This window comes from Rossellomorea yichunensis (genome assembly GCF_032337515.1).
GTDB classification, from domain to species: domain Bacteria; phylum Bacillota; class Bacilli; order Bacillales; family Bacillaceae_B; genus Rossellomorea; species Rossellomorea yichunensis.
On record NZ_JAVYAD010000002.1, the window covers coordinates 198,494 to 217,981 of the forward strand.

General features: G+C 38.9%; 20 protein-coding genes. 9 read left to right on the forward strand and 11 right to left on the reverse strand.

Going from position 1 to position 19,488, the window contains the following annotated elements; all coding sequences use genetic code 11:
• Window positions 1–156 precede the first annotated feature (156 nt).
• The gene (locus RSX31_RS05430; protein WP_148968833.1) at window positions 157–288 is read right to left on the reverse strand and encodes a YuzL family protein; all 132 of its coding nucleotides are present in this window, start codon (window positions 286–288) and stop codon (window positions 157–159) included.
• 984 nt (window positions 289–1,272) lie between these two features.
• Here RSX31_RS05430 and RSX31_RS05435 point away from each other — a divergent pair.
• Genes RSX31_RS05435 through RSX31_RS05445 form a run of 3 tightly spaced genes read left to right on the forward strand, consistent with a single transcriptional unit; the run spans window position 1,273 to window position 5,048 of the window.
• Window positions 1,273–2,787 (forward strand): spore germination protein, encoded by a 1,515-nt coding sequence (locus RSX31_RS05435; protein WP_282139344.1) that lies wholly within the window; start codon window positions 1,273–1,275, stop codon window positions 2,785–2,787.
• Window positions 2,788–2,799: 12 nt separating this feature from the next.
• Window positions 2,800–3,912 (forward strand): GerAB/ArcD/ProY family transporter, encoded by a 1,113-nt coding sequence (locus RSX31_RS05440; RefSeq protein WP_148971129.1) that lies wholly within the window; start codon window positions 2,800–2,802, stop codon window positions 3,910–3,912.
• Window positions 3,909–5,048, forward strand: coding sequence for a Ger(x)C family spore germination protein (locus RSX31_RS05445; protein WP_148971128.1), 1,140 nt, complete (start codon window positions 3,909–3,911; stop codon window positions 5,046–5,048). Before RSX31_RS05440 ends, RSX31_RS05445 begins: the two co-directional genes overlap by 4 nt.
• Window positions 5,049–5,090: 42 nt before the next feature.
• On the opposite strand, the gene RSX31_RS05450 is transcribed toward RSX31_RS05445, so the two are convergent.
• Entirely contained in the window at window positions 5,091–5,438 is a 348-nt protein-coding gene (locus tag RSX31_RS05450) for a DUF1033 family protein (protein ID WP_148971127.1), read from the reverse strand.
• Window positions 5,439–5,608: 170 nt separating this feature from the next.
• Between RSX31_RS05450 and RSX31_RS05455 the strand changes: the two genes are divergently transcribed.
• Entirely contained in the window at window positions 5,609–6,064 is a 456-nt protein-coding gene (locus RSX31_RS05455; RefSeq protein ID WP_148971126.1) for a cupredoxin domain-containing protein, read from the forward strand.
• A gap of 65 nt (window positions 6,065–6,129) precedes the next feature.
• Here RSX31_RS05455 and RSX31_RS05460 read toward each other — a convergent pair whose 3' ends face one another.
• Window positions 6,130–6,489, reverse strand: a complete 360-nt coding sequence (locus tag RSX31_RS05460) for a fluoride efflux transporter FluC (protein ID WP_148971125.1) — start codon at window positions 6,487–6,489, stop codon at window positions 6,130–6,132.
• Window positions 6,479–6,856 (reverse strand): fluoride efflux transporter FluC, encoded by a 378-nt coding sequence (locus tag RSX31_RS05465; protein WP_148994029.1) that lies wholly within the window; start codon window positions 6,854–6,856, stop codon window positions 6,479–6,481. Before RSX31_RS05465 ends, RSX31_RS05460 begins: the two co-directional genes overlap by 11 nt.
• A gap of 169 nt (window positions 6,857–7,025) precedes the next feature.
• On the opposite strand from RSX31_RS05465, the gene RSX31_RS05470 reads away from it, so the two are divergent.
• Window positions 7,026–7,307, forward strand: coding sequence for a hypothetical protein (locus RSX31_RS05470; RefSeq protein ID WP_148971123.1), 282 nt, complete (start codon window positions 7,026–7,028; stop codon window positions 7,305–7,307).
• 33 nt (window positions 7,308–7,340) lie between these two features.
• Window positions 7,341–8,102, forward strand: a complete 762-nt coding sequence (gene yidC / locus RSX31_RS05475; RefSeq protein ID WP_397541050.1) for a membrane protein insertase YidC — start codon at window positions 7,341–7,343, stop codon at window positions 8,100–8,102.
• A gap of 51 nt (window positions 8,103–8,153) precedes the next feature.
• Here yidC and RSX31_RS05480 read toward each other — a convergent pair whose 3' ends face one another.
• On the reverse strand, window positions 8,154–9,332 hold the full coding sequence (locus RSX31_RS05480) for a D-alanyl-D-alanine carboxypeptidase family protein (protein WP_315633758.1): 1,179 nt from the start codon (window positions 9,330–9,332) through the stop codon (window positions 8,154–8,156).
• Between the two features lie 254 nt (window positions 9,333–9,586).
• Here RSX31_RS05480 and RSX31_RS05485 point away from each other — a divergent pair, with 254 nt between their 5' ends.
• The gene (locus RSX31_RS05485) at window positions 9,587–10,216 is read left to right on the forward strand and encodes a 5-bromo-4-chloroindolyl phosphate hydrolysis family protein (RefSeq protein ID WP_148971121.1); all 630 of its coding nucleotides are present in this window, start codon (window positions 9,587–9,589) and stop codon (window positions 10,214–10,216) included.
• Window positions 10,217–10,233: 17 nt separating this feature from the next.
• Entirely contained in the window at window positions 10,234–11,373 is a 1,140-nt protein-coding gene (locus tag RSX31_RS05490; RefSeq protein WP_148994033.1) for a toxic anion resistance protein, read from the forward strand.
• A 28-nt stretch (window positions 11,374–11,401) separates the two neighbouring features.
• Here the strand turns inward: RSX31_RS05490 and RSX31_RS05495 are convergent, their stop codons facing one another.
• From RSX31_RS05495 to RSX31_RS05515, 5 genes are all read right to left on the reverse strand, one after another.
• Window positions 11,402–12,976 carry a cation:proton antiporter gene (locus RSX31_RS05495; protein WP_148971119.1) on the reverse strand — a complete coding sequence of 525 codons (1,575 nt, stop codon included), beginning with the start codon at window positions 12,974–12,976 and terminating at the stop codon, window positions 11,402–11,404.
• A 1,171-nt stretch (window positions 12,977–14,147) separates the two neighbouring features.
• Window positions 14,148–16,067, reverse strand: coding sequence for a vWA domain-containing protein (locus RSX31_RS05500; protein WP_148994035.1), 1,920 nt, complete (start codon window positions 16,065–16,067; stop codon window positions 14,148–14,150).
• 10 nt (window positions 16,068–16,077) lie between these two features.
• On the reverse strand, window positions 16,078–16,959 hold the full coding sequence (locus tag RSX31_RS05505) for an ATP-binding protein (RefSeq protein ID WP_148971117.1): 882 nt from the start codon (window positions 16,957–16,959) through the stop codon (window positions 16,078–16,080).
• Between the two features lie 168 nt (window positions 16,960–17,127).
• Window positions 17,128–18,033: a GNAT family N-acetyltransferase gene (locus tag RSX31_RS05510; protein ID WP_148971116.1), complete on the reverse strand. Its 906-nt coding sequence runs from the start codon at window positions 18,031–18,033 to the stop codon at window positions 17,128–17,130.
• Window positions 18,034–18,122: 89 nt separating this feature from the next.
• Window positions 18,123–18,326: a DUF6501 family protein gene (locus tag RSX31_RS05515; protein ID WP_148971115.1), complete on the reverse strand. Its 204-nt coding sequence runs from the start codon at window positions 18,324–18,326 to the stop codon at window positions 18,123–18,125.
• Between the two features lie 161 nt (window positions 18,327–18,487).
• On the opposite strand from RSX31_RS05515, the gene RSX31_RS05520 reads away from it, so the two are divergent.
• Window positions 18,488–18,823, forward strand: a complete 336-nt coding sequence (locus tag RSX31_RS05520) for a hypothetical protein (protein ID WP_148971114.1) — start codon at window positions 18,488–18,490, stop codon at window positions 18,821–18,823.
• Between the two features lie 38 nt (window positions 18,824–18,861).
• Here the strand turns inward: RSX31_RS05520 and RSX31_RS05525 are convergent, their stop codons facing one another.
• The gene (locus RSX31_RS05525; RefSeq protein ID WP_148971113.1) at window positions 18,862–19,488 is read right to left on the reverse strand and encodes a DedA family protein; all 627 of its coding nucleotides are present in this window, start codon (window positions 19,486–19,488) and stop codon (window positions 18,862–18,864) included.

Below are 19,488 nucleotides of genomic sequence, written 5' to 3' on the forward strand. Positions count from 1 at the left end.
AGATAGTATGTGGTCAGTTATGTGTAGCTAGTGTAATCGAACAATTTCTGCGATTGTTTCCATTATACCATACTTGACACCAATTTAATATATGAACTCCTCAGTAAAGGTAACAAACGCACCATATGTAATGAAGGAAGAAAAAAAGATCCTTCATTATTTTTTCTTTTTGTTTCTGGAAGAAGGTGCCTCTACCCCACCTGATAATTCCTGGTTGGTCGTACCTTGTCCTTCCACTTGAGAAGAACCCAGCACCGCTTTTGACGGATCTTTTTTCTTCTTGCTCATCTGCTTCACCTCCACTCCTACCTTGCCCAAAACCTTTACAGTATATGTATATTTTAACCACCTTCCTCTTTGATAGGGCACTTTTCGCAATGGTTATCGTTTATTAACATAAGATCTGCTTGGGCTCTGTCAATTGGTGTGTGCTGGATGGTGAGGGGAACTGCTTCGCTTTCCGCGGACGTTCGGCCGAGCCTCCTCAGCTTCGCTTCCGGGGTCTCGGCACGTCCTACTTCCGCAAGAGTCTACGCAATTCCCCTCACCATCTATAAGAAAATTTCGTGACAGAGCTTAATAATGACAAAAACAATTATCTAAATGAAACAGCCTTTCAAAAGATCTTTTTACGGCTTGGTGCTTCTTACATTAAACAAAAAGAAGGAATTTTTGATCCAGGAAAATAATTCAATGATCCACCAATATATATATTTACGATTTCTATAGGGGAAAACCCCATCTTGTAGTGTTTTTGTACTCCTTTGTAGATAGTATGTTTTTGGGAACAAACTATCTAAATAGGAGCATTTTTTTTGTTTGTCTATCTATACCTATAGCCAGTAATAATGTAATATCACAGAGTGGATTGGAGCGGAAGGCACTTGACTCCTGCGGGTAATAGAGGAAAGGTCGAGACCCCACAGGGCAAGGCCCGAGGAGGCTCGACTTCCTCCCCGCGGAAAGCAAGTGCCTGGAGCGGAAAGGAACGGTCAACATTTTGTTCACAAATCACTTATCCAAAACAAATTTACGTTTTTGAAAGTTGCGCAAAACTCTGGGTGACAGCCAGAAGGAGCAGAATTACAAGTAGGCTCACCACCCGCCTCGCAGAAAGCGAACATCCTGTAGCGGAAACAACTATTACTTTCTTCTGTAAAATTGCCACAAAGTTTACTAAAAGATCCTAGATGAAAAAATACCACCTTATGATTAAGAAAAGGATTCATGGGAAGTCTAATCAATAAATTAAGGTTTAGGGTGTTGAATTCTGTGTTTAGACGTAGAGAAGTGAAGAAAGATATAGAAAAAGGGTCCCCCCATAGCTTTGATATAGATACATTTCATAAAGAAATACTTTCATTGGTAAGCAATAGTGAAGATTTGGTAGTCAGAATCATTACAATAGGCGAACAGAAGCTTGCAGTAGTATATTTTGATGACTTAATTAATACAACATCTATGCAGGACAGCATCATCAGGCCTCTTGAGGAATCCACAGGTGACCTGAATTATCAAATCATCCAGGATACGATCAATATTGCGAAACTTACACAGACGAATCAAATTAATGACGTTGTAGAGAACATCGTCAATGGGACGGCTTATATTTTTAAGCAAGGGGATACTCATGGGATATTAGCGGACGTTGCTGATAAAGGCACAAGGGGTTTGGAGAAAGCTGAAACGGAATCCCTGGTGTTTGGTCCTAAAATTTCTTTTACAGAATCGATTACAAAGAATTTAAATTTAATTCGATCTAATATCAACGATCCTAAACTATGCGTTGAAACCTTCATGATTGGGTCCAGAGCGAAGAAAAAAGTTCAAATGGTTTACATAAAAGACATTGCTGAGGAAGAGAACGTAAACACGTTTAGACAGCGCATTACGGAAATTGAAGTCGATAGTATAGTGGATTCCACAGTACTTGCTCAGATGATTGAAGATAATTCATTTACATTCTTCCCGCAATTTATAACGACTGAGCTGCCTGACCGCTGCACCATCTCACTCTTGCATGGAAAGATCTGTTTACTTGTCGATCGCAGTCCTACAGCGATCATCGGACCATCTACGTTTATGAATTTCTTTGAATCGACGGAAGACATATATATGAGATGGAATATGGGGACGTTTTTAAGATTGATTCGCTTTGTGGCGATTTTTTTCTCGATCCTTTTGACACCTGCCTACGTGGCCGTCCTGACATTTCATTATGAGGTCATTCCTTCTGCTCTTCTTGTTTCCCTGGGACAGTCAAGATCTAACGTCCCATTCCCTCCCGTGTTCGAGGCTATTTTATTGGAATTCATCATCGAACTCCTGAGAGAAGCAGGAGCAAGATTACCAACAAAGGTTGGGCAAACCATGGGGATCGTAGGTGGTATCGTCATCGGTCAAGCATCAGTGCAAGCAGGATTTACCAGTAATATTTTGATTATTATCATCGCAATATCCGCCTTGGGTTCGTTCACTGCTCCTAGTTATGCAATCGGTACAGCCGTGAGGATCATCCGCTTCCCGATCATCATCATGGCCGGGTTATACGGGGGGGTGGGAATCATGTTTTGCCTCTGTTTTATTCTCATTCATTTACTGAAAATAACAACATTGGGCAGACCCTATCTATCACCCATTTACCCATTTAGGTTTGCAGACTTCAAATACAGTCTATTCCGCTTACCTTATCAGTATTTAGTCCAACGTCCCATCTCCAATCACCCCACAGATCAGGGCCGCATCCCTGAGAAAAAAGCAAAAGAGAAGAAAGACGTTGATGAGTAAAGGATGAAATGTATGGATATTAATGTAAAGCCAAAGGAACGGTTAATGTTTAATGCCTTTTTGATAATGTTTATCTTACACACAGCCCAAACCGGAGTGGGGATTGCAGGGCTGCCCAGGATCATTTACATGGAGGCAAACAGGGACGCATGGATTTCAGTCCTTTTGGCTGGAACTCTTGTATCTTTTGTTCTTTTTATCATGGTAAAAATGCTTGAAACATACGATAGTCCCGATCTGTACGGTATTCACTTGGACATTTATGGGAAATGGTTCAGCAAAGGATTTAACATCCTGTATATTGGATATTATCTCAGTGTCACTTACGTGATCTTAATGAACTATATTGAGATGGTCCAGGCGTGGATATTCCCTAAAATGCCAACATGGCTCTTGATGGGCTTATTGATTTTTTTAATGGTTTATTGTGTATTGGGGGGAATCCGGGTAGTGGTCGGTATTGCTTTTTTAGGACTCATCCTCGCCTTCTGGTTAGTATTTATGATCTATACTCCAATTAAATATATGGACTTCAATCACCTACAACCAGTCTTAACATCTTCCCCGAAGGAGATTATGATGGGGATTTACAAATCAAGCTTTACTCTCATTGGCTTTGAATTAATATTATTTGTGTACCCTTACATAAAGGATAAGAAAAAAGCACTTAAATTTGGGCTGATCGGTGCAGGGTATTCATGTTTTCTCTTTACGGTTGTGACCGTTGTCAGTATCGGTTTTTTCTCTGAAGATGCCCTTTTAAAGACCATCTGGCCAGTCCTGTCCATGTTTAAGATATTGAGGATTCCAAACTTGGAGCGATTTGAATTTATTGCCGTTTCCTTCTGGATGCTGGTCATCCTCCCAAATATCTGTCTTTATTTCTGGGCAGCTTCAAGAGGAATGAAAAGAGTATTTAATGTATCTCAAAAAAAATCCATTTACCTCTTCGCCATCCTGCTTTGGATATTATCCCTATGCGTGCAGGATCGTCTCACGATGAATACCATTACAGACAAGGTTGGGACGTCGAGTTTTATTCTTTCATTCATTTATCCCTGCTTCCTATTCATACTGGTTAAATTGAAATTCATCGCTAAGAAGGAAAAGGGTGTGAATGTATGATTAGAACCACCATGCTCCTTCTGCTTTGTTTCTCTTCATGTTTCTTAAGCAGCTGCGTGGAGACAAGGTATTTAGAAAAGCTGGGATTGATTACAGCGGTTGGATATGATCAGGCTGATGACGAGAAAATAACCGGCACAATGGTCCTCTATCAGTTTAACCCAGCCATGCAGGATGTTGAAAAGGTACTTATAAGTAAGTCAAAGACGAGTAAAGGGATTCGTCTGTCACAGAATTTAGAGACCGATCATAAACTTGTTTCCGGTCAGTTAAGGATTACTGTATACGGAAGGGAGCTTGCGGAAAAAGGGATTTCTCACTTGGTTGATACGTTGGAACGGGATTCTTCCATTGGGAATATGGTGTACTTAACAATAGCTGATACGACTGCCGAACAAATCCTCAATTATCAAATGACGGAAAGACCATCGAACATGGGGACATACTTATATAACTTGGTCAGGCAAAATGTTGAATCGGAAACGCTTGTTTCTCCAACGCTACAGGAATTCATCACCGATTACGGCAGTGTCGGCAAAGACCCGATCCTGCCATTGCTAAAGGCATCAGACGGGAAGGTTGGTGTGGATGGGTTCGCATTGTTTACAAGGGATAAATTCATTAAAGAGATTAAAAAAGACAAGATTTTTTTTATTCGATCTCTTATGGAAGATTACAATGCCGGCAGTGTCGAAGTGGAACTACCATTGGAAAAGTTCGAACCTTACTTAACAAGTCCTCATCTTCGACAAGAAAAAGATAAGGTTTATATTATGATTGATAGTATAAAATCATCTCATAAGATAAAAACAGAGAAAAAAGCAACACCATCTTTTGAAGTGAAATTGAAGATCGAATCTCGTTTGCTTGAAATGTCTGAAGAAATGAAGTTGTCAGATCCGAAAGCGTTAAGATTACTTGAAGATGAGATTGGGGATTATATCGAAAAGAACATTAAAGAAATGATCTTGATGCTTCAAGAGCAAGGCACGGACCCGATTGGATTTGGAATGGAGTATAAAAGTATAAGGGGACACGAAGATTTATCGAGGGAAAAGTGGGATAAACTGTACAAGGATGCTTCTTTTCATGTGAAAGTAGAAAATAAAATCATTCGCACAGGAGTGATTGATTGATTAAACCTAAGGGTCCATCCAATAAAGGTGGACCCATTTTTATTATTGTTGAATTCGATCTGTGATTTCATTGATGACGGACTCATCCTTTATTTCCATCGGTCGGTCATTTTCAAAAATGATCAATCCGTAATAGACCTGCAGATCATCGTCACACGCTTCGCAAAAAAACGCTTCACCTGGGTCCCAAAACGCAATAGAGTGCAACTTTTTACTTTTTGACTTACGATGGCTTTGACTCAGTCGTCTCATTTCTTCAAGAAACCTTCCGATTGCTTCATCCCTGTCATTAAACGTCCACTCTTGAACAATATCTTTTTCCCAGCCTTCAAAAAACCACCAAGGCTCTGCATCACTTTTTGTGGTCATGACTCTCCAAGTATTATTCAATGCTTCACCCTCCTTTTTTCCATGTCCAAATTGTACAAAAAAAACGAACGAAAGAAAAATATTTAAATTATACTACTCTAAATTATTGACAAGTTCCCTCCTGTACAAGCATAGGTTTAATAAAAAAGACCTATTAGGATCAAATCTAAAATAAAAGGGAGGAAAAACATTTGAATTTTATTGTATTAAAGAAAGGCTCCATCATCGCATTATTAGTTACCATTATGATCATTACTGTCGGCACGATTTGGGCATTATCTTCTAAAAACTCCTATCCTACCGTTTCATTATCAGATAAAAAGGGTGAGAAACAAGTCATTCAGCTTGTCACAGGGGAATTCAAATCAGAAACACCATCGGGAAAAGAAATAGAAGCTTATCGATGGGATCCGGGTACGATTGTAGTTGAAAAAGATCATCCAGTGGAATTGCGCATTTATGGCGTTAACGGAATGGAACATCCGTTCTATATCGAGGGGACCGATATTAAAGGTACAGTGAAAAAAGGGGAAGAAACCGTTGTAAATGTGTCGTTTTCAAAAGAGGGGACGTATAGACTGATATGCGAAACACATGAGACCATTGATCGTAACGGTCCAATGATTGCGTATATAGTAGTTGATTGATGCATGAATTGTGGGTACTCTAATATGGAAGTTAGCCACTTGGAGATCTTGGGCATGGTATCCTATTACAATGCCATGCCCATTGCATACCCTGCCGCTCCAAATACGATCCCAATGAGATAACTTGCGAAAAAATAAAACAGGCCCATTTTTATATTTTCCTGGAGAAGTCTCAATACCTCCCAGTTTAAGGTTGAAAAGGTAGTAAATGCTCCACACACTCCGATCCCGAAAAAAAACATAACATTCTCCTCGGCACCCCTTCCAACCAGAATTCCCAATAGTAAAGAGCCAAACCCATTAATCAACAGAGTCGCTTTCGGAAACCGCGAACTACTGAATCGCTTAACCACGTTCGCGACTATAAACCGTCCGATTGCCCCAACACTCCCCCCTAATGCGATCAACAATATGCTAACTCCCATGACCGATCATCCTCCCTTTCCTTCCAGAGACAAAGCCCAACCATGCAAAAAGCATCCCTCCAAAAGAAGTAATGGACATATACAAGAAAAGCATGCCCCATTGCTTCTGCAATAAAAAGGTGACCAACTCGATACTAACTGTCGAAAAAGTTGTAAATGAGCCCAGGAACCCTGTTGCAATAAGTAAATACGATTTTTCATATTTAGAAGACCATCGACTATAGAAATAAGCTAATAGAAAGCTTCCCAGGAGATTCGCCGTTAATGTCGCGAACGGTAACCCGTTTTGAATGGTCCAGAGATAACTAATTCCCCACCTGCAAAAACTTCCCAACGCTCCACCGATCCCGACTAATAAATATTTCATTTTGTAAAACATCCCTGTTTTATAAGATTTTTTTGTGTGAAACCTTTTGCTCACAATTTCGTATGTACAATTACTATAGTTTCTTATGCCATTTAGGAGTATACTTTAATGGAATAGAGTTAATGCTTTAACAATTATTTTGATCAGTAAATTGAAGGAGTCTTCTCCATTGACATTTATCATTATACAAGACTTATTGGATTTTTACTTAAGTCCATTACATTTTAGTATCGTATTACTATTTTTCATCGCTTTGATTTGGAATCACTTACCTGGCACATTTCATCTTTACGTACGACCCTACGATAAGAAAGTTGAAGGACCAAATATCATCGCAAAGTGCGTTGCAGCTAATGAAATGATTCCTATCGGGATCCGTTTCATTACTTGCATGAAATTCCAATTTTATCACACCGATAATGACGAAGAATCCTCTTCTGTTTCCTTTTAACCAGCAAGCATTAATACAGAGGAGGAATTATCATTGAGGAAATTTTCATTCATCATGCTACTGGCACTATTCACTCTATCAGGGTGTCAAAGTGCAACCACTGAAGGAGCGTTCTTTCACGACTATCTTGTTAACCCGTTTTCGTTTCTCATCCATGAAATAGGTACCTTCCTGGATGGAAACTTTGGTCTTGCGATCATTGTCATTACCCTTCTTATTCGTCTCATTCTTTTTCCTTTTATGCTTAAAACGTATAAGAATCAACAGGAGATGAAAGGGAAAATGGCTTTAATCAAGCCGGAGATGACCCACATTCAAAAGAAGATAAAAGAAGCGAAAGATAAAGATATACAAAAGAAACTGCAGCAAGAAATGATGATGCTTTACCAAAAACACGGAGTGAATCCTCTTAATATGGGATGTTTACCTTTGTTAATTCAAACACCAATATTGATAGGGTTATATTATGCGATTCGGTCATCGTCTGAAATCGCAAGCCACTCCTTTCTATGGTTTAATTTGGGACAGCCGGACTATATAATGGCCATTATCGCTGGATTGGTTTATTTAGCCCAAGCCCGGGTATCTTTAATGAATATTCCTGAAGAACAGCAGGCCCAAATGAAAATAATGAGCTATCTTTCGCCCATTATGATCTTTATTTTTTCATTTAATGCGCCTGCTGCCTTGCCCCTGTATTGGACAGTAGGAGGGGCATTTCTCATCTTACAAACGATGATTGGTAAGACTCTTTATCATCAACAACCTTCTTTAGAAAAACAAGAAAGTCATTAAAAAAAGGGAGCCCACAAGCTCCCTTTTTTAATCTAAATATTATTTTCAGGATTATTTTTTGACAGATCCTATTCGAAAAATGGAAATTCCCATAATGAAAAGCAGGATCATGTAAATAAAAAACGGATAAAATAGGATTTGTTGTCTTAATTCATCTCCGAAAAATAATTCTGTGCTTTCACTCGAAGCAACTGCGTTTTTATGTTTTACGGGAGATTTCATCACAGGACTGAGATTTGTTGTAGCCATTTCTTCATGATCTTCGTTATATAGTGTTAATACTCCCTTTCGATCCAGGCTCTCGGTGAACTTTCCATTCGTAGGCTGGGTATATTGGAAATCCTGATTAAGCTCAAAAGAAGTATCCTCATATTGAAAGACCGTACCCTTTGGAATATGGCTTCTGGTGAAACTGTTCAAGCCATAATCAAGTAGTTTTCTGGTATCTGAGTAAATGGCTCTCTTCGACTGAGCCTTCATTGTAACAATGACCAGAGAAAGGTTTTTATTTTCAGCGGAAGTCACAAGCGTATGTCTGGATTCATCAATGAAACCATTCTTCCCTCCGGTCACTTCCGGATAAGGAAGTTCTCCTTTCACCATTTTATGATGATTATAAAGAGTAGTCTTCCATCCCTCAGTCGACCAATCAATGGATTTCAAACTAAATAGCTCTTGAAATTGTTTGTTCTTTAAAGCATAGCTAGTAATCACTGCCATATCATAAGCCGTTGTATAGTGATTCTTACCGAAGAGTCCATGAGGGTTTTCAAAATTTGTTTTCTCTACGCCAATTTCGTTTTTTAAAAAGATGTTTAATTTTTCAACAAATTGCTGAACGGATCCCTCAGTGTGTTCAGCAATGGCAACCGCTGCATCATTACCGGAGTTGACCATCAGCCCCTGGAGCAACTGCTCCAAAGAAACACTTTCCCCTTCTTCTAAGTAAACGGTTGAGCCTTCTGTATTACTTGCTTTCTCACTTATTACCACCTTATCATCAAGGTTTGCATGCTCGATTGCATAAATAGCTGTAGCAATTTTTGTAATGCTTGCAGGATTCATTCGTTTTGTCGAATTTTTCGAGTACAATATACTCTTTGTTTTAGAATCTATAATGATAGCAGAATCACTAATGATGTTTTTAGGTTTTTTTACATTATTTTCTTGAGCTGATACGATAGAGGAAGAAAAGAAAAATAAGATCAGCACAACGAACCATTTTTTCATATATCCACACACCTGTCTTGTCAATGTACTAACCCATTCTATCAAAAATGTTATTTATATAATCAGGAATCTGAGAAATGTTAAGAAATTGAAAGAATGGTGTCAAATCCTGACATCGATTTCAGTTTGTATAATAAAAGGTATCTATATTTCCATTTCACCTTCATTTACAATAAAATAAGAGTATGAATATGAAACCTTTTTGCTCATTAAATCGTATTTAACGTAAGCATCTTTATTAAGGGGTAGATGAAATGAATACATTTCTTCAATTTTCAGTAAGAACAGTCATCTCATTCAGTATAGGGACCAGTAGTTTTATCGCCTACTTACTCCTATTTGACTTAGGGTTTCCTCTTACATTCTTGTCAAGTCTCGGTACAGGTATTCTCCTTTTCTTCGTCGTAAAGGGATTCCAAAAGAGATGGTGGCTGAAAAAAAATGGACTTTCCTCACAGGAATTTCGATATATTAACAAGAATTTAAAAGAAGCGAAAGAAAAAGTAAAACGCCTTCAAAAACAACAATTAAGGGTAAGGTCACTTGGGGCTTTCAAGCAAATCCTCGAGTTGAACAGATTGAGCAGAAGAATTTATCAACTTGTAAAAAAAGAGCCAAAAAGATTCTTTTCTGCAGAATCATTTTTCTTCTACCATCTGGATTCAGTTGTTGAAATCACAGAAAAATATACGTTTCTTGCTGCACAATCCGGGAAAAACAAAGAAGCATTCTTATCACTTCAACAAACCCGGACTACACTTGATGATCTGACAGGGTCATTGGAGAAAGACCTGCAAAACGTACTGGCTAATGATATGGATACACTACAGTTTGAACTAAACTTTGCCAATCAACATTTATCTCATAAAAAAGACTTAAAATAGATATCGGAGGTTTTACGATGGAGCAACGAAATGAACAATCTGAACTGGACCTGCTGCTTTCCAACCCGTTTGGAGATGAAATGCCTGCTGTAAGTGAGCAGACAAAATCTCCTTTGCTACTCGACCGCTTACCAAAAGAACAGCAGGAAAAGGCAAAACAATTGGCGGCGCAGATTGACTATAAAGACTATGAAGCAATATTAAAATATGGAACTGCCGCTCAGACTCAGCTATCTACTTTCTCCCACTCCATGCTCGATCATGTGCAAAAACGGGACATAGGCCCAATTGGCGATGTGTTAGGAGATTTAATGAAAAAGCTCGAGCAAATGAATCCGGATGAGCTAAACACCAAGCAAAAAGGTGTCTTCAAAAAGCTATTCCGTAAAGTCTCTTCCTCCCTGCAGGAGGTCCTTTCCAAATACCAAAAGATCGGCTCACAGATTGATCGCATTTCAGTCAGGCTCGAACATTCAAAAAAGACCCTGCTTGATGATAATCGATTATTGGAAACTTTATATGAAAAAAATAAAGACTATTTTCAAGCCCTGAATATGTACATTGCAGCAGCTGAAATTAAACGTGAAGAGATTCAACATACACTGCTTCCTTCATTACGCAAGAAGGCGGAAGAAACGGATGACGAGTTAATTTATCAGGAAGTCAATGATACGATGCAGTTTCTAGATCGATTGGATAAACGTATTCATGATTTAAAGCTAAGTAGACAAATGACCATTCAGTCTGCCCCTCAAATACGCCTGATACAAAATACGAACCAGGCACTGGCAGAAAAAATACAGGCATCGGTGCTCACAGCCATTCCTCTTTGGAAGAATCAAATTGCCATAGCACTGACTCTTCTGAATCAGCAAAAGGCTGTAGCCGCTCAGAAACAGGTTTCACGCACCACCAATGAGCTCCTTCTGAAAAATTCAGAAATGCTTAAAACAAATAGTATTGAAACCGCACAAGAAAATGAACGTGGAATCATTGATATTGAAACTTTGAAAAAAACACAAGAAAACCTTATTTCCACCATTGAGGAAACCTTGGCCATTCAAGCAGAAGGACGACAGAAACGTCAGCAGGCAGAACAGGAAATGGTCACCATGGAAAACGACTTAAAACAAAAACTCATTGAAATCAGAAAGTAAAAGAGGAGCCGATATGGCCCCTCTTTTGCTATTTTTCTTCATTATGAACAATACTATCCGTTATAGCATCATATTCCTTTTCAGCGATAGAGCTAGTGATGATTTCTTCTTTTTCCAGTTTGGCAACGGCCTCATATTCTGCGTATAAAGCGTGTTTTCTCAGTGTCGTAAGCTGGTCTGCTTTTAACACTGGATTTCTTTTGAATAGATCATCCAATTGAGCTTTTAACATATCAATTCTTTTTGTATACGTATCGATAAGCTCATTTGATACAGGGTCTGTAATATAGAGCTTTTGTTTTACCCGATGGATTTCACCGATGGCTGTTTCATATCTGTGGAGTTGACTGAGCAATTTTTCAAATTCTGCATGTCCTTCTTCCTTTGGTTTAATCCCTAATAAATTTATCAGTGGTTTGATCGTCAGCCCTTGAATGACAAGGCTGAATAATACCACACTAAAACCAAGAATCAGGACGTCTTCTCTGCCTGGAAAGTCTCTTGGCAGACTAAGTACCAAGGCAATGGATAACGATCCTTTCAAACCTCCCCAATTCAAAATATGCTTCCATTTATGAGGGAAATTCCCAATGAGAGACAAACTTGTATAGACGGCAATACTTCGTGCCAAAAGTACTAAGACTATGGCTGCGAAAATAAACGGCCATTTATCAACTAAGTCAATCCTTGTTATTTCAAGGCCAACCATTAAGAAAACGAGGGAATTGGCGAGTAACGCAGCTACATCCCAAAAGCTGTTAATATTCAATTTGGTTGTAGGACTCATACCAATTTTCCCGCCATAATTTCCAAATATAAGAGCCGCAATGACGACCGCGATAACACCTGAAGCATGGACACTCTCTGCAAGAAGGAATGAACCATAAAACAAAATCACGCTAAAAATGATTTCCAACGGATAGTCATCGAAGTACTTCGTTAATATGGAAAATGCATAACCGAGGGAGCTTCCAATAATGACCCCCAGGGATACTACCCGGATGAACTCCCAAATCCCACTTCCAAGTCCAGCCCAGCCTGCATCGATATAGGATAGTAAATAGTAAGCTGAAATATTGAACAGTACCACGGCTAAACCGTCATTAAATAAGCTTTCACCTTCAATGACAACAGCCAACCTCTTCTTTACCCCTACACTTTTGAATATGGATAATACACTGACAGGGTCGGTCGCACTCATCAATGCCCCAAAAACAAAGGCTGTCGGGACCGGAAAGTCAAAGAAGTAATACGCTGTAAATCCTATTATCAAGAAAGAAATGAATGTTCCACCGAAAGCCAGTGCTATAATCGGCTCCTTGTTAGCTCGCAAATGGGTAAAAGGCAGCTTCAAAGCTGCTTCTCCCAAAAGAGCTGGTAAAAAAAGTGTGATAATGACAAAATTAAATACTTCCCCTTCTGTTATAAAATCCTTGAGGGGCTCAAGGATTGGTATATTGAATAACCCGATTAGGGCACCAACAATGACAAGGGCAATTGGATAGGGCTGTTTGAATTTCTTGGCAATTGCCGTTATGCCTGCTGCGATCATCACTAAAATAAGTCCCAGCTCAAAAATATGGTGCATATCTAACTCATGCATAATCACCGTTACCTCCCTTTCTTCATACATTTTTCCTCATCTCTTTATTTATTAACCTTCCCTTCGGCATGAATATGACTCCCATTTGAATGATTTTTCACCATACAAAAAAGCTCTTTTTGTAAAGATTGTAGTTTTCTAGCATAGAATCTGCCAAGGCTCTGTCAACCAGCCTATGCTGGATGGTGAGGGGAACTGCTCCGCTTGCAGCTAGCGTTCTTAGCCGAACGGGGTCTCGGCACGCCCGTACTTCCGCAGGAGTATGCGCAGCTCCCCTCACCATCTTTAAGAGAATTTTTGTGACAGAGCTTAAAGGTGTACATGAAAACAATGTAACTAGAAAATAATAATTCTTCTTCCTTAAAAGGAAAATCAATTTCTACTTACCTTAAATGAGATGGTTTGCTAAAATTCTTGTTTTTATTGTTTTCCAATAAGGATACATGCTCAGAAAGTTGATCCTCGCTGCAGGATGTTCGACTCCTGCGGGAATAGCTGGACAGTAAGAAAAGCGGAGGGGCTTTGCCCAGGGGCGACAAGCATAAGACGAGTCTGCCGGAAAGGCGCTCATTGCCTTTTTGGCAGACTTGGCTTATGACCTCGAGCCCCTAAGCCCCGTAGCTAGACAGGTGAGACCCCGGAGGCGCAGCCGAGGAGGCTCACCGCCAGCCCCGCGGAAAGCGAGCATCCTGTAGCGGAAATCAACTATTACTTTCTCCTCTACAATAGCAACAAACTTTACGAAAAGAGCCTTGCGAAAAGAGCATACAAAAAAAGAATGACCTTCTACGATAAAGTGAGAAAAGTCATTCTTTTATTATACATTTTTTTCCTCTCTTTTCGAACTTAATGAATTTTCCACTTACAGATTTTCACCAAACCATGGAGAGTAATATTGTTTCTTTGAGGTTCTTTTTTGCCGCCACCCTTTTAGATTCAAGATGTGATTAATTCTGTGATATTCATGAATCGCGGCATTCATATCAGAAATATTGTTCATCCTATCCATCCCCTTTAATGTTATTACTTTCAGTATATTGCAGGTAAAGGGGATCCGAATGAGATGGATGATTGATTTTGTTTCAGCCAAAGGACTGATTTTAATTCCTCCTCCCCCACCCCAAAAAAAAGACGACTACATGTTTCCCATGTAATCGCCTTGTTCCTTCATCTATATACTTTTGTATAGAAGTTTCCGTAATAAAGGAAACAAAACCTCAGGGAGTTCTTCTACATCCGAAACAAGAATGCTGTAATTCCCATATATATTCTGAATGGTTTTTCTTTGTCCCTCATCTATTTCGCCGTTCGCTAAAAAGACGTTGATGACTTCTATCCCTTGTTTTCTTGCGTCTAATACAGCTTCATGAGTATCAACAATCCCGTTTTGCTCATAATCCATGGCCGCTGGCTCACCGTCTGAAAAGACAAGAAGGAATTTCTGTTTTTCGTTCCGTCTAATAATCCGTTCTGTCATTAACCGAATGGCAAAGCCATCCCTATTATCTTCTTCAGGTTGGAGCTGCATGATTTCTGAACCACTGTTAGGTTTTAAGGAAGAATAGAAGTCCAGTACAGGGTTCATATAATTTGGTTGACTGGTCTTTGTCGCCCGGTTGGTATCTTCCCAGAAGCCGACAACTTCATGTGGCACCCGAACGGACTTTAAAGATTCATGAAATAACGTAATACCCTGCTTTGTTTGATCCATTTTGTCATACATCGAACCTGAACAATCTACCAATAATGAGAAAACAGCATCTATTTCAGATGAAGGGTTTTGCTTTTTATAGAAAAGTCTTGGGTTATCGTCTGTGATAAAGCGCAATAACTTTTTGTTCAGCCTGCCGAAGTGCAAATCACTTCTAGGCTGGATTCGCTTATGCTCCAATGTTTTCTCGATCATTTTCTGAAGTTTCTTTTGATAAGGAGCAATTATCCCTTTGTTAAGGTTATACAAGTGCTTGTCTTCAGAAGTAGGAATGGTTGGAGAAATAAAGTGAGGTACAGCAAAGCGATTGTCCTTTCCATACTCAGCTTCTCCACCACCAAGTTCATCTCTTTCTTGCTCCTGTGGCTTCACATTTTGGTACTGCTCCTGCTCCGTTTCTTTAGCTGAGCCCTGTACCATAGCCATTGCCTGGTCTCCATCATCTCCTTCACGGACACCTTCGCCCATAAGATCGGATTGAGACCCTTGATCTAAGTCAAACTGAAGGAATGACTCCCCTTTGTCACTCGTTTCCCGGTGCCAAGTTCGGAATTCTTCATCTATCACTTCTTCCTCCCCTGTGCTCTCTTCTTCCAACACATCCTGATTAGCAAGGGGATCTTTTCTTTTTAAATCGTCAAATGTTTCAGTAATCAATTCCTCCGTGTTATACACATCTTCAGGTAAATGGAAGTATTCATTCAACATATCTTTTTTTACAATCTCATCTATTACTTCTACCATTTCCAAGCAAATTCTTACTACATCTTTGGTGTTACGGGTTTCAAAGAATCGGGTGATTTGCCGATGCATAAAGGGCATTGCTAAATCAATATCCTCATTTATCCTAACAGGTTCTTCTAATGGAGATTGTGCATGGAGAAGAAGGAATATTGAATTAAATAATGCATCTGTAAAAACACTTTTCGTAATGTTTACTTTAAGCTGTGCTTCGAAGTGCTGGCGATATAATTTTCTTCTTGTCTTAAATGACTTCTTAGTTCCTGGACGCTTTGATTTACAGATTTCCTCTAATCGAGCCTCTTCACCAATGACAAATAGCTGCTTGGCAAATCGGGGAACAGACGTTCCTTTCACCTTCTCAATATAATCGATAACCTCTTCGTTCATGGTTTCATGAAGATTACCGATCGTCCTTAAATAAATATCACTTTTCAATCCATGTATTTCTTCTTCTTTTTTCCGGTGATCCCAAAAATGACTGACATAAACCGTTCCTTCTTTATAATCGAGATAAGAAAACGGTCCGTATTTCAAGTTCATATCGGCATTTTTGGAAAGTGTTTTCGTCAAATCAGCCATTTCCATCACTAAAAAAGAGTCAATGGTTTCATCATTAAATTGGATAAATCGATGCATTACATGTCCCTCATTCAAATAATGTTTCAGCTATATTTTGTATAGCCGCTTTTTCTCGTTCGTCTTCCAGTTTATCTACGATTCCACGTTGTATAGCCCTTTTTGCCGGCAAGTAAACGGCTAAATCACAGGCATCTAAAAGGGCACGTATGGATGCCGCTTCCTCTGAAATTTGACCATTTTTCACTTGAACCATTAAATCCGAAGACAGGGCTACAAACTGAGTAATAAGCTTAGAATCGGACAGCTTGCTTTGACTTTCAATCACACTCTTTAACGTTTCCCCTTCGATATACGGTACATCTATTACAACAAAACGATTTTTTAACGCTTCATTTAATGGAACTGTGCCTACATATCCTTCATTAATTGCCGCAATTACACCGAAAGTTGGCGCGGCTTTGACGATTTCCCCTGTAAATGGATTCGTTATACTTCTGCGGTAATCCAACACACCATTTAAGATCGGCAGCGTTTCAGGCTTAGCCATATTGATTTCATCAATATAAAGGAGATGCCCATTTTTCATCGCTTGAATAACAGGTCCCTCGATGAATTCAATGGTGTTTTTTCCGTCTCTTTCGCTGATTGTTTTATAGCCCAGTAATGCTTCTGCATCTAAATCAACCGAGCAATTTATACTGTGCATCGGTTGGGAGAAGATGGATGACAAGGTATCTGATAGCTTCGTTTTCCCTGAACCAGTGGGTCCCTTAAGAAGAAGATTTTTCCCTAACGACAGAGAGATGATACTATCTTCAATAATATAGTCTTCACTAGCAGTATACCCCCCTTCTCCTATTAATGAAGAATGCTCAGGAGATGAGAATAATTGTTTTCTCTCGTTTAATATATAAGTAACCGATTCTGGTAATAACCGTTCAACATTCATTTAATGACATCCTTTCCATTTCACATACTAGACATTCTACATGTAATAACGCTTACACTGCAAAGGCTATGCCTAATTTTGTTTCAATGCATATATTTTAGTTCTGGATTAGCAACCAATTAATATAACAAAATGTAAAAAAACACCCTTGATTGGGTGTTTCAGCTTCTAAACTTCTAAATCATATCGAGTGAACCCTCGATATACATACATTCCAGCTTTTTGATAAACAATGGTTGCGTCTGTATAGCTGTCACTGTCGACTGAAAGAGCGGCTGTAGTCATTCCTTCCTCTTTTAATTTTGAAAAAGCATAATTGAGCAAATAATGGGCGAGCCCTTTGCGACGCCACTTTTTGCAAATCCCCAAATGAGTGATTTCCCCTAATTTTGTTTCATTGTTAACCGAACAAAAGACAAAACCTACCAGGGCATTTTCTTCTCTTAATACAAACCAGAGATCGGGGTCAAATGAGGGGCGAAGAAAACGTTTCTTAAATTCATCCAGGGTGGATGGGTGATAATCAAAGTGATCCGAGAACACCTCTTCAAACACCTGATGAAGACTCTCCGTTTCGGTATCGGGATTGAAGCTTGAAATACAATATGATGAAGAGACTGATGCAAAAGATAGATCTTTGAGGTCTTTTTTCATCTGAAACCAATATCGAGTTGGTGTAAAGCCATGTTTCTCAAAAGCCTTTTTCTCTTTCTCAAGATTCCCAGATAGGATAATGGTTTTTGAATCTGAATTCGTTTCTTTCTTTCTCCTGGCTGATGTAAAAAGCTCTTCTGCCATCTCACCTATATAGAGCTCCATATGATCGTTAGGAAGGGCAAGGATTAATGAAGGTAAACGGTGATCTTTTTCAGTAAGTATGGAGATAGCTACTAAATCCCCTTCATCCCAAAGCCCTCTTCGGTCAGCTTCGGGAATAGAATCAATCATTTCTTGAATATCAGCTTCACTCGTTTGAACCTCTCCATATACTTCAGTTTCATAAGTCTTGAAAAGGTTATTCAGAGATGCTTGGTCCTCCGTAGAAATGATTCGCTTACTAAATGAGTGTTTCATTCACTTTTCCCCATTTGCACCATATTTTAGTAGCCATCAAAAAAGCCGGTTTCTCCACATTATAAAGAAACCAGCCAGAAAGAAGTGGTTTATACCTCTTCAAAGTACTCTTTGTAGAAGCCTCCCATTTTCCCACTCTCATCGATGACGAAGTAATACTCTTCAGATTCGTTTTTCACATCGTATTCTTTACCAATGGTTAAAACATTTTCAACTGTATATTTCTTCGCATCCGTATGTACACATTTTACCTTTTTTCCGGTATTGTTTTCCGTCCAGGTTTTATGAATCAATTCAATAACCTCCTTTATGAATGTACTATGCTAATAGTATATTCTTACAGAGCTATAAGTTCAACTACTATCTCATTTGTCAGTTTTTTTGTGAAACTATCACTTACGATAAGAAAATATGGTATATTATAGGAGGAATTTGCAGGAGAGGTTCGATTAAGATGGTGAGAAACGGTTTAAAAAGAATAGGTATGTTCACTTTTGTTTTGATAGTTTTTTACATGAGCACCCACCGACCTAATGAAGAACAATTTTATTTATGGCTTTTAGATGAATACAATATTGAATGTCATGAATCCATAACATGTACGAAGAAACTTGAAGGGAATTCTTATTCAACCCTGATTGAAACAGGCTCAAATGTTAAAAACGGCTACTTGCTATTCAACACAATCGGTAAAATATATGAGGATGAAAATGGCTCAAGAACCACAATTAAGGCATTGGGTGTATTCGGAAAGTATTTTACTATTATTAAGGATGAACAAGATAGCTAGACTGATTAAAGAAGAAGGCATCTTTGATCAGTCTTTTATTATTTTCGATAACGTACCTTTTTCCATTTAGAGGTATCAGGCGTTTTTTTCAAGGTAAAGACAATACTGTACACGATAATCCCGATGAATAAAATGGAGAAAATGATGCCCGCCTTCACACTTACTTCTTCCAGTAATCCCTGAAAACTTTTTGGGAAATACCTCCCTATCTGAAAATACACAAAACCCCAAACGAAGGCAGACGGAAGAGCATATAAGAGGAACTTCATGAAAGAAATCCCTTTTGACGTTCCTGCAATATAAGGCATGAATAATCGGATGCCTGGTATAAAATAGCTAAACGAAATGGCAAATGGACCATACTTATTAATCCATTTTTCACCATTGTCAATGAGTTTCCTTGATTTATCTCCCTTCATAAATCGAGATATTAATTTCGTTCCGAAATACCGGCCGTTTAAAAAGGCGAAGATTCCATAAGAAATCAATCCACTATACATAAAGAAAAAGGAGGTATACGGGTTGAAATTTCTCCATTCAGATAAATATCCCGAGAGTGCAGCAGCGAGTTCGTTAGGTACTGGTAACCCTAAAAATACAATCCAGCTAAAAAGAAACATGGCGATATATCCAAATTGATCGACCAATTGTAGTAAAACATCCAT